The sequence below is a fragment of the Escherichia sp. HH41S genome (genome assembly GCF_009820115.1).
Classification (GTDB): domain Bacteria; phylum Pseudomonadota; class Gammaproteobacteria; order Enterobacterales; family Enterobacteriaceae; genus Escherichia; species Escherichia coli_F.
The window spans coordinates 158,763-169,273 of the sequence record NZ_VNXE01000003.1; the positions used below are offsets into that span (position 1 = coordinate 158,763).

Below are 10,511 nucleotides of genomic sequence, written 5' to 3' on the forward strand. Positions count from 1 at the left end.
CGCCCTATGGCACGTAACGCCAACCTTTTGCGGTAGCGGCTTCTGCTAGAATCCGCAATAATTTTACAGTTTGATCGCGCTAAATACTGCTTCACCACAAGGAATGCAAATGAAGAAATTGCTCCCCATTCTTATCGGCCTGAGCCTTTCTGGGTTCAGTACGTTGAGCCAGGCCGAGAACCTGATGCAAGTTTATCAGCAAGCACGCCTTAGTAACCCGGAATTGCGTAAGTCTGCCGCCGATCGTGATGCTGCCTTTGAAAAAATTAATGAAGCACGCAGTCCATTACTGCCACAGCTAGGTTTAGGTGCAGATTACACCTATAGCAACGGCTACCGCGACGCGAACGGCATCAACTCTAACGCGACCAGTGCGTCCCTGCAGTTAACTCAATCCATTTTTGATATGTCGAAATGGCGTGCGTTAACGCTACAGGAAAAAGCAGCGGGTATTCAGGACGTCACGTACCAGACCGATCAACAAACCTTGATCCTCAACACCGCGACTGCTTATTTCAACGTGTTGAATGCCATTGATGTTCTTTCCTATACGCAGGCGCAAAAAGAAGCGATCTACCGTCAGTTAGATCAAACCACTCAACGTTTTAACGTGGGCTTGGTGGCGATCACCGACGTGCAGAACGCCCGCGCACAGTACGATACCGTGCTGGCGAACGAAGTGACCGCACGTAATAACCTCGATAACGCGGTAGAGCAGCTGCGCCAGATCACCGGTAACTATTATCCGGAACTGGCGGCGCTGAATGTCGAAAACTTTAAAACCGACAAACCGCAGCCGGTTAACGCGCTGCTGAAAGAAGCCGAAAAACGCAACCTGTCGCTGTTACAGGCACGCTTGAGCCAGGACCTGGCGCGCGAGCAAATTCGCCAGGCGCAGGATGGTCACTTACCGACTCTGGATTTAACGGCTTCTACCGGGATTTCTGACACCTCATATAGCGGTTCGAAAACCCGTGGTGCCGCTGGTACCCAGTATGACGATAGCAATATGGGCCAGAACAAAGTTGGCCTGAGCTTCTCGCTGCCGATTTATCAGGGCGGAATGGTTAACTCGCAGGTGAAACAGGCACAGTACAACTTTGTTGGTGCCAGTGAGCAACTGGAAAGCGCCCATCGTAGCGTCGTGCAAACCGTACGTTCCTCATTCAACAACATTAATGCTTCTATCAGTAGCATTAACGCCTACAAACAAGCCGTAGTTTCCGCTCAAAGCTCATTAGACGCGATGGAAGCGGGCTACTCGGTCGGTACGCGTACCATTGTTGATGTGTTGGATGCGACCACCACGCTGTACAACGCCAAGCAAGAGTTGGCGAATGCGCGTTATAACTACCTGATTAACCAGTTGAATATTAAATCAGCTCTGGGTACGTTGAACGAGCAGGATCTGCTGGCACTGAACAATGCGCTGAGCAAACCGGTTTCCACTAATCCAGAAAACGTTGCGCCGCAAACGCCAGAACAAAATGCTATTGCTGATGGTTATGCACCAGATAGCCCAGCCCCAGCCGTTCAGCAAGCATCCGCACGCACGACTACCAGTAACGGTCATAACCCTTTCCGTAACTGATGCTGACGACGGGGCTTCGGCCCCGTCTGAACGTAAGGCAACGTAAAGATACGGGTTATCTGCCGCATTCTTCCCCCTTCCCGCTTCAATTTCGACCAGCCATCCTCTATTCTGATGGGTATTTACCACTGGTCCCGGAAGACAAAAATGAAACGGACAAAATCCATACGCCACGCATCGTTCCGCAAAAACTGGAGCGCACGCCATCTGACACCTGTCGCTCTTGCTGTTGCCACTGTTTTTATGCTGGCAGGCTGTGAAAAGAGTGATGAGACAGTGTCTCTGTATCAAAATGCTGATGACTGCTCAGCCGCAAACCCAGGCAAAAGCGCAGAATGTACCACTGCGTATAACAATGCGCTGAAAGAAGCCGAACGTACTGCGCCGAAATACGCCACACGTGAAGACTGTGTTGCCGAATTTGGTGAAGGTCAGTGCCAGCAGGCACCAGCCCAGGCTGGCATGGCACCTGAAAATCAGGCGCAGGCCCAGCAATCCAGCGGGAGTTTCTGGATGCCGCTGATGGCAGGTTACATGATGGGACGTTTGATGGGCGGCGGCGCGGGCTTTGCACAACAACCGCTGTTCTCCTCGAAAAACCCAGCCAGCCCGGCTTACGGTAAATATACTGATGCCACCGGTAAAAACTATGGCGCAGCTCAGCCAGGCCGCACCATGACCGTACCGAAGACAGCCATGGCACCAAAACCGGCGACCACCACTACCGTTACCCGCGGTGGCTTTGGTGAATCTGTTGCCAAACAAAGCACCATGCAGCGTAGCGCAACTGGCACCTCTTCTCGTTCAATGGGTGGCTGATACCGATGGAAAGAGTCAGTATTACCGAGCGCCCGGACTGGCGCGAAAAAGCCCACGAATACGGTTTCAATTTTCACACCATGTACGGCGAACCGTACTGGTGTGAAGATGCTTACTACAAGTTGACCCTCGCCCAGGTTGAAAAGCTGGAAGAAGTCACCGCCGAACTGCACCAGATGTGCCTGAAAGTGGTTGAAAAAGTGATCGCCAGCGATGAGCTGATGACCAAATTCCGCATTCCAAAACACACCTGGAGTTTTGTGCGCCAGTCATGGCTGACTCACCAGCCATCGCTTTATTCGCGTCTTGATCTGGCGTGGGATGGTACTGGCGAACCTAAACTTCTGGAAAATAACGCCGATACGCCAACGTCACTGTATGAAGCCGCATTCTTTCAGTGGATCTGGCTGGAAGATCAGCTTAACGCCGGTAACCTGCCGGAAGGCAGCGACCAGTTTAACAGTCTGCAAGAAAAGCTTATTGATCGCTTTGTCGAGCTGCGTGAGCAGTTCGGCTTCCAATTGCTACATCTCACCTGCTGTCGCGATACAGTGGAAGATCGCGGCACCATTCAATATTTGCAGGACTGCGCAACCGAAGCTGAAATCGCTACCGAATTCCTCTACATCGACGATATCGGTTTAGGCGAAAAAGGTCAGTTCACGGATTTACAGGATCAGGTGATTTCCAACCTGTTCAAGCTGTATCCGTGGGAATTTATGCTGCGTGAGATGTTCTCAACCAAGCTGGAGGATGCAGGCGTACGCTGGCTGGAACCGGCGTGGAAGAGCATTATCTCCAACAAGGCGCTTCTACCGCTGCTGTGGGAGATGTTCCCGAATCACCCAAACCTGTTGCCCGCTTATTTTGCGGAAGATGATCATCCGCAAATGGAAAAATATGTGGTTAAACCGATCTTCTCCCGTGAAGGCGCAAACGTGTCGATCATTGAGAACGGCAAAACCATTGAAGCAGCAGAAGGTCCGTATGGCGAAGAAGGGATGATTGTTCAGCAATTCCACCCGTTACCGAAATTCGGCGATAGCTATATGCTGATTGGTAGCTGGCTGGTGAACGATCAACCTGCCGGAATTGGCATTCGTGAAGACCGTGCATTGATCACCCAGGATATGTCTCGGTTTTATCCACATATTTTTGTTGAATAAGCCATGATACCGGATGGCACTCGCCATCCGGTAATTATTAGCCTATCTGCACCGACAACATACTTAAACTGCCCATTTCTATACCATCGACCGGAATGGTAATTGGCTCCTGCCCATCCCACGCACCTAAGACATACAACAACGGCAGATAGTGCTCTGGCGTTGGGTTCGATAACGCGCCACCTTCATGGTCGAGATAATTCACCAGAGGATGCTGCTCTACCGGTCCTTGCCACGTCAGATTCGCTTTCACATACTCATTAAATGACGTCGCCCACGGATACGGTGAACTATCACCGTGCCACTTCACCGTACGCAGGTTATGCACCACGTTACCGCTGGCGACCAACATTATTCCTTCGTCTCGCAGAGCCGCCAGTTTACGCCCCATCTCAAAGTGCCAGGCGGCAGGTTTGGTACTGTCGATACTCAACTGCACCATCGGGATATCGGCGTCAGGATACATCTTAATCAGCACGCCCCAGGAACCGTGGTCAAAGCCCCAGGCTTCTTTATCCAGCGTCACAGGGACCGGCGCTAACAGCTCAACCAGACGCTGTGCCAGCGCAGGCGAACCCGGAGCAGGATAATGGGTGTCGTACAGCGCCTGCGGAAAACCGCCAAAATCATGAATCGTGGGCGGCGTCTCCATCGCGGTCACTCCTGTTCCACGGGTAAACCAGTGAGCCGAAACCACCACAATCGCTTGCGGGCGTGGCAATGTCATCCCCAACTTCTGCCAGCTGCGGGTATACAAATTATCTTCCAGCACGTTCATCGGACTACCGTGACCTAAAAACAATGCTGGCATACGTGTTGAAGACATGATGATATCCTTAACTAAAGGTGTCATTTTGATATCCTCACAATACGCTTGTTCGGCGGAGTAAGAACCCGGATAACAATGATGATGATCATCAGTTATTTTGACGATCTGCCTGAAGGTAAAGATTTATAAGGAGTTGTCGATGTCAGTACCTCTCATTCTGACCATACTGGCGGGGGCAGCCACGTTTATTGGCGCGTTTCTCGGCGTTCTCGGACAAAAACCCTCGAACCGCTTACTGGCGTTTTCGCTAGGATTTGCGGCGGGGATTATGTTGCTCATCTCATTAATGGAAATGCTTCCTGCCGCATTAGCCGCCGAAGGAATGTCGCCTGTGCTGGGTTATGGAATGTTTATCTTCGGTCTGCTTGGCTATTTTGGTCTGGACCGCATGTTGCCACATGCACATCCGCAGGATTTAATGCAAAAATCGGTGCAGCCGTTGCCAAAATCGATCAAGCGCACAGCCATTCTGCTCACTCTCGGCATCAGTCTGCATAACTTCCCGGAAGGCATTGCCACCTTTGTCACGGCGAGCAGTAACCTGGAGCTGGGCTTTGGCATCGCGCTGGCTGTTGCATTGCATAATATTCCTGAAGGTCTGGCAGTTGCGGGGCCGGTTTACGCGGCAACGGGGTCAAAACGCACCGCAATTTTGTGGGCGGGCATTTCTGGGCTGGCAGAAATTCTTGGTGGTGTGCTGGCGTGGTTAATCCTCGGTAGCATGATTTCTCCGGTGGTCATGGCGGCAATCATGGCGGCGGTTGCAGGAATTATGGTGGCGCTCTCGGTTGATGAATTAATGCCGCTAGCTAAAGAGATTGACCCCAATAATAACCCCAGCTATGGCGTGCTATGTGGAATGTCAGTGATGGGATTCAGTTTAGTGCTGTTACAAACGGCGGGAATTGGTTAAAAGCAACATCAGAAGTTGTCCAGCGCATGGACAACTTCTGCCAGCTTAACTAAAGCCCTATTCTACCTTCTCGGCTGTCTCTTCTCTCGTACTGTTTAAGTATTTATTCCGCGCTTCAAGCAGTGCGTCTCTGTCCTGACGAAACGCCCGACAATAACGTTTCAAATGCAGTAAATAACCCACCACAACCAGAGCAATCAATACAATCCAGTACCAGGCGATAAACATCCTTTTACCCTTAATATTTAACAATACTAAACATTTAGCGCATAAAATTCACATATCCTTTTTCGGATATATTCATATGGTCGCATAATAACGGAACAATTATATGATTTTGATCATAATGGAAAAGAATGCCTGATATTAATGAAATTTTCTCATAGAAAGAGAAGAGGAATTAACATCTTGCATAACAAGAGCAAAATAAAAACCGAAGCCAGTAATAGCTTCGGTTTCTTGATTAACGCGGTAAATTAAGCAGCGGTTTTCAGCTAGCTTTACGCTCATGTGCCTGACGGTATGCCACCAGGTCTTCAATAGTCACGAGCGCCATATTGTGTTTATTGGCAAACTCAATGCACTCTGGTGCACGCGCCATCGTGCCATCGTCATTAGTCAGCTCACACAGCACACCAGCCGGTTTAAAGCCTGCCAGCGTCATCAGATCAATAGTCGCTTCAGTATGGCCGCCACGCGTCAGCACACCACCCGCCTGCGCGCGCAGTGGGAAAACGTGGCCAGGACGATTCAGATCAGAAGGTTTTGCGCCATCGGCAATCGCTGCGCGAACGGTCGTAATACGGTCAGCGGCAGAAACACCGGTAGTCACACCTTCAGCCGCTTCAATGGTCACGGTAAAACCGGTGCCATAGGCGCTGGTGTTATTTTCTACCATCATTGGCAGATCGAGTTGTTTACGGCGATCTTCAGTAATGCACAGGCAAACAATACCGCTACCGTGGCGAATGGTCAGCGCCATCTGCTCAACGGTCATGGTTTCTGCCGGGAAGATCATATCGCCTTCGTTTTCACGGTCTTCATCATCAAGCACCATTACACCGCGTCCTTCACGCAGCGCAGCCAGTGCATTTTCAACACGTTCGAAAGGCGTACCAAAAGAGGAAAGTAGCGTCTGATTCATGGTAAAAAAACCTCACTAAAATTATGGTTACCAGAATCAGGGCAGTCTTAGGAGTGGTGGCATATAGCCAAAATAACGTGAGCGGGTCCATGCCCGACAGAATCGTTACTCTCTCCCATCCGGACTCTAACCGTCGGCCCCGGAATTACACCGGATCTGCTGTCCTTTGAGTTCGCACCCAAAGCGCTCGCGGGCTTTCAACTGAGTTGATTTACCGCCGGTGGGGAATTTCGCCCCGCCCTGAGAATAAGCGGATTCACTATAACGCTAATGATTAGCGGCAGCAACGCATAGCTTCACATAATTCTGGTTTATGACTTACCCTTATCGCACTACAATGGCACTCAACACCTATCAGTACAGGGAAACTACAATGATTGACCCGAAAAAAATTGAGCAAATCGCTCGCCAGGTTCACGAATCAATGCCTAAAGGAATCAGGGAGTTCGGGGAAGATGTGGAGAAAAAAATCCGCCAAACCCTACAAGCGCAGTTGACGCGTCTCGATCTGGTAAGCCGCGAAGAATTCGACGTTCAGACGCAAGTCCTGTTACGGACTCGTGAAAAACTGGCGTTACTGGAACAACGCATCAGCGAACTGGAAGCGCGCAATAATCCGGTAGCAGAACTTCAATCTCCTCCAGCTATCCCGCCGGTTGATAAAGCAGAATAAAGCACCACAAAAACGGGCCAGACGGCCCGTAATATCAATGTTCTAATTCCAGTTCTCTGGTTTGCATCATCTGTTGGCAATACCAGGCATAACGTGCGCAAAACCAGGTTCTATGTTCTTCATCCATGTTACCAGTAACGGCCAGAATATCGACCGGGCGACCTTCTGCGTGCATTCTGGCAAAACTACGCGCCAGGAAATCGAAGTTATTTAAAGAATTAAGACTATGATCCATAAGCACATCCTCCGGTTATCGCATACCTTTTAAGGCCATATGCTTTTTCTGATTTCAGTATTCCCCAATCAGTGTAGTGCCTTTAAACATAACGTGCGTAAATATATTGTTCCCGATCACACTTTTTAGTGAAAAATAAAAAAACAACATTAAAAGACTTTCTCTTTCAGAACATCTCTAACATATGTTATTATTAACAAAGATAAATGTAAGCAAGGAAATTATCGCAAAATAAATATTGCGTCACTAAATGGACATTGGAGTGACATATGATTTTATTCGCTGACTATAACACCCCTTATCTTTTCGCTATTTCTTTTGTACTTTTGATCGGCCTTTTAGAAATTTTTGCGCTTATCTGCGGTCACATGCTTTCCGGTGCTCTTGATGCACATCTTGACCATTATGATTCCATAACCACAGGTCATATTAGCCAGGCACTTCATTATCTCAATTTTGGAAGATTGCCAGCTCTCGTCGTTCTCTGCTTACATGCTGGTTTTTTTGGCCTTATTGGCATCCTGCTACAGCAGGTCTGCATCATGGTCTGGCAATCACCACTCACAAATCTGTTTGTGGTTCCTGTCAGTTTACTGCTAACGATTATTGCGGTGCATTATACCGGTAAAATAGTTGCGCCCTGGATTCCACGCGACCATAGTTCAGCTATTACAGAAGAAGAATATATTGGTAGCATGGCGTTAATTACCGGACATCAGGCCACTTCAGGTAACCCCTGTGAAGGAAAACTCACCGATCAATTTGGCCAAATACATTATTTACTACTAGAGCCTGAAGAAGGAAAAATTTTCACTAAAGGAGACAAAGTGTTAATTATTTGCCGACTTTCTGCAACGCGATATTTGGCGGAAAACAATCCCTGGCCCCAAATATTGTAATTTATTAATCAAAAGGAAATTTAATAATGGATGATATTGTTAATTCTGTGCCCTCCTGGATGTTTACCGCAATTATTGCCGTATGCATTCTGTTTATTATTGGAATTATTTTCGCCAGGCTCTATCGTCGCGCTTCGGCAGAGCAAGCTTTTGTTCGTACTGGTTTAGGTGGGCAAAAAGTGGTAATGAGCGGTGGCGCAATCGTGATGCCGATCTTTCATGAAATAATCCCCATCAATATGAATACTCTGAAGCTGGAAGTCAGCCGCTCAACCATTGATAGCCTGATTACGAAAGATCGTATGCGCGTCGATGTCGTTGTCGCTTTCTTTGTGCGGGTAAAACCGTCAGTGGAAGGTATTGCCACCGCCGCCCAGACGCTGGGGCAACGCACCCTGTCGCCTGAAGACTTACGTATGTTGGTTGAAGATAAATTTGTCGATGCCCTCCGTGCAACAGCTGCACAAATGACCATGCATGAGTTACAGGATACCCGCGAGAACTTCGTGCAGGGCGTACAAAATACCGTTGCTGAAGATCTGTCGAAAAACGGCCTGGAACTGGAAAGCGTTTCACTTACCAACTTTAACCAGACGTCGAAAGAACATTTCAATCCTAACAACGCCTTTGACGCCGAAGGTTTAACCAAGCTGACGCAGGAGACGGAGCGCCGTCGCCGCGAACGTAACGAAGTTGAACAAGATGTAGAAGTTGCGGTGCGTGAGAAAAACCGTGATGCGCTATCGCGGAAGCTGGAGATTGAACAGCAAGAAGCGTTTATGACGCTTGAGCAGGAGCAGCAGGTTAAAACCCGTACCGCTGAGCAGAATGCGAAAATTGCGGCTTTTGAGGCCGAGCGTCGTCGGGAAGCAGAGCAGACGCGAATTCTGGCTGAACGACAGATTCAGGAAACGGAAATCGACCGCGAACAGGCCGTCCGTTCCAGAAAAGTTGAAGCTGAACGTGAAGTTCGCATTAAAGAGATCGAACAGCAGCAGGTCACCGAAATCGCCAACCAGACGAAATCGATCGCTATTGCCGCCAAATCGGAACAGCAGTCACAAGCGGAAGCGCGTGCCAACCTTGCACTTGCAGAAGCGGTAAGCGCCCAGCAAAACGTAGAAACCACTCGCCAGACCGCAGAAGCCGATCGTGCTAAACAAGTTGCCCTAATCGCTGCCGCGCAGGATGCAGAAACCAAAGCGGTTGAACTGACCGTGCGGGCGAAAGCAGAGAAAGAAGCCGCAGAGATGCAGGCGGCGGCGATCGTTGAGTTAGCCGAAGCTACGCGTAAAAAAGGCCTGGCGGAAGCAGAAGCGCAACGTGCGCTGAACGATGCTATCAACGTACTTTCTGACGAGCAAACCAGCCTTAAATTCAAACTGGCATTGTTGCAGGCGCTCCCTGCGGTAATTGAGAAATCTGTGGAACCAATGAAGTCTATCGACGGTATTAAGATTATTCAGGTCGATGGTCTGAACCGTGGTGGTACCGCAGGGGATGCAATATCAGGTAGCGTTGGTGGAGGAAATCTGGCGGAACAAGCGTTATCAGCCGCGCTTTCTTACCGCACACAGGCACCGCTGATTGACTCCTTGCTCAATGAAATTGGTGTTTCAGGCGGCTCGCTAGCGGCATTGACTTCACCCTTAACCTCAACAACTCCCGTAGCAGAAAACATAGAATAAATTTTCAACTATGAACATCCCTGGCCCAAAAAGCCGGGGATTTTTTATATCTGCGTTCCGCTAAAAAGTACAAATGATCAGGTTGTTACAGCGTTTTGCGAGCCAACTCGGGGAAGAGAAAACTGCATAAGAGAAAGCATTGCGCGGGGTCTGGCGCTCATCAACAATCGGGGAGTCAACAAGGGGCTGAAACGGGAAAGCCCCTCCCGAGGAAGGGGCCTTGCATAAGGAAAGGGTTATGATGAAGTTCGTCATCATACTGATTGTGCTGTTACTGATAAGTTTCCACGCTTATTAACGGCCATTCAGAGGGGGGAGAAATCCTCCCTTACCCTTGTTCCTTTACTTTAGGTTGAAAAAAAATCAGCGTCAAGAAGGTTTCATTAACACATATCCCTGGCCCAAAAAACCGGGGATTTTTTATATCTGTGTTCCGCTAAAAAGTACAAATGATCAGGTTGTTACAGCGTTTTGCGAGCCAACTCGGGGAAGAGAAAACTGCATAAGAGAAAGCATTGCGCGGGGTCTGGCGCTCATCAACAATCGGGGAGTCA

The 10,511-nt window shown here is 49.1% G+C and carries 12 protein-coding genes and 1 riboswitch; of the genes, 8 read left to right on the plus strand and 4 right to left on the minus strand.

What is annotated here, in order from left to right; genetic code table 11:
* Positions 1–109: 109 nt before the first annotated feature.
* The 3 genes from tolC (at position 110) to FQZ95_RS00815 (ending at position 3,576) form a co-directional block, all read left to right on the plus strand.
* Positions 110–1,591 (plus strand): outer membrane channel protein TolC, encoded by a 1,482-nt coding sequence (gene tolC, locus FQZ95_RS00805; protein WP_000735299.1) that lies wholly within the window; start codon positions 110–112, stop codon positions 1,589–1,591.
* Between the two features lie 147 nt (positions 1,592–1,738).
* Positions 1,739–2,410 carry a DUF1190 family protein gene (locus FQZ95_RS00810; protein WP_000831543.1) on the plus strand — a complete coding sequence of 224 codons (672 nt, stop codon included), beginning with the start codon at positions 1,739–1,741 and terminating at the stop codon, positions 2,408–2,410.
* A gap of 5 nt (positions 2,411–2,415) precedes the next feature.
* Positions 2,416–3,576 (plus strand): glutathionylspermidine synthase family protein, encoded by a 1,161-nt coding sequence (locus FQZ95_RS00815; RefSeq protein ID WP_100733764.1) that lies wholly within the window; start codon positions 2,416–2,418, stop codon positions 3,574–3,576.
* Positions 3,577–3,613: 37 nt separating this feature from the next.
* On the opposite strand, the gene ygiD is transcribed toward FQZ95_RS00815, so the two are convergent.
* The gene (gene ygiD, locus FQZ95_RS00820) at positions 3,614–4,402 is read right to left on the minus strand and encodes a 4,5-DOPA dioxygenase extradiol (protein WP_105278339.1); all 789 of its coding nucleotides are present in this window, start codon (positions 4,400–4,402) and stop codon (positions 3,614–3,616) included.
* Between the two features lie 142 nt (positions 4,403–4,544).
* Here ygiD and zupT point away from each other — a divergent pair, with 142 nt between their 5' ends.
* Positions 4,545–5,318 carry a zinc transporter ZupT gene (zupT, locus tag FQZ95_RS00825; RefSeq protein WP_001295627.1) on the plus strand — a complete coding sequence of 258 codons (774 nt, stop codon included), beginning with the start codon at positions 4,545–4,547 and terminating at the stop codon, positions 5,316–5,318.
* Between the two features lie 57 nt (positions 5,319–5,375).
* Here zupT and yqiD read toward each other — a convergent pair whose 3' ends face one another.
* A complete protein-coding gene (yqiD, locus tag FQZ95_RS00830) occupies positions 5,376–5,546 on the minus strand; it encodes a protein YqiD (RefSeq protein WP_000469268.1) in 171 nt (56 codons plus the stop codon).
* A gap of 262 nt (positions 5,547–5,808) precedes the next feature.
* Complete coding sequence (gene ribB / locus FQZ95_RS00835; protein ID WP_001076997.1) at positions 5,809–6,462, minus strand: 3,4-dihydroxy-2-butanone-4-phosphate synthase; 654 nt, start codon at positions 6,460–6,462, stop codon at positions 5,809–5,811.
* Positions 6,463–6,565: 103 nt separating this feature from the next.
* Positions 6,566–6,714, minus strand: a riboswitch (FMN riboswitch).
* Between the two features lie 121 nt (positions 6,715–6,835).
* Between ribB and ubiK the strand changes: the two genes are divergently transcribed.
* Positions 6,836–7,135 carry a ubiquinone biosynthesis accessory factor UbiK gene (gene ubiK / locus FQZ95_RS00840; RefSeq protein WP_000566827.1) on the plus strand — a complete coding sequence of 100 codons (300 nt, stop codon included), beginning with the start codon at positions 6,836–6,838 and terminating at the stop codon, positions 7,133–7,135.
* A gap of 34 nt (positions 7,136–7,169) precedes the next feature.
* Here the strand turns inward: ubiK and glgS are convergent, their stop codons facing one another.
* Entirely contained in the window at positions 7,170–7,370 is a 201-nt protein-coding gene (gene glgS, locus FQZ95_RS00845) for a cell surface composition regulator GlgS (RefSeq protein WP_001296424.1), read from the minus strand.
* A 269-nt stretch (positions 7,371–7,639) separates the two neighbouring features.
* Here glgS and FQZ95_RS00850 point away from each other — a divergent pair, with 269 nt between their 5' ends.
* From FQZ95_RS00850 to FQZ95_RS00860, 3 genes are all read left to right on the plus strand, one after another.
* On the plus strand, positions 7,640–8,269 hold the full coding sequence (locus tag FQZ95_RS00850) for an OB-fold-containig protein (protein WP_032185148.1): 630 nt from the start codon (positions 7,640–7,642) through the stop codon (positions 8,267–8,269).
* Positions 8,270–8,295: 26 nt separating this feature from the next.
* On the plus strand, positions 8,296–9,957 hold the full coding sequence (locus tag FQZ95_RS00855) for a flotillin family protein (RefSeq protein WP_032185149.1): 1,662 nt from the start codon (positions 8,296–8,298) through the stop codon (positions 9,955–9,957).
* Between the two features lie 238 nt (positions 9,958–10,195).
* Complete coding sequence (locus FQZ95_RS00860) at positions 10,196–10,255, plus strand: type I toxin-antitoxin system Ibs family toxin (protein ID WP_100733770.1); 60 nt, start codon at positions 10,196–10,198, stop codon at positions 10,253–10,255.
* The last annotated feature ends 256 nt before the right edge of the window (positions 10,256–10,511 follow it).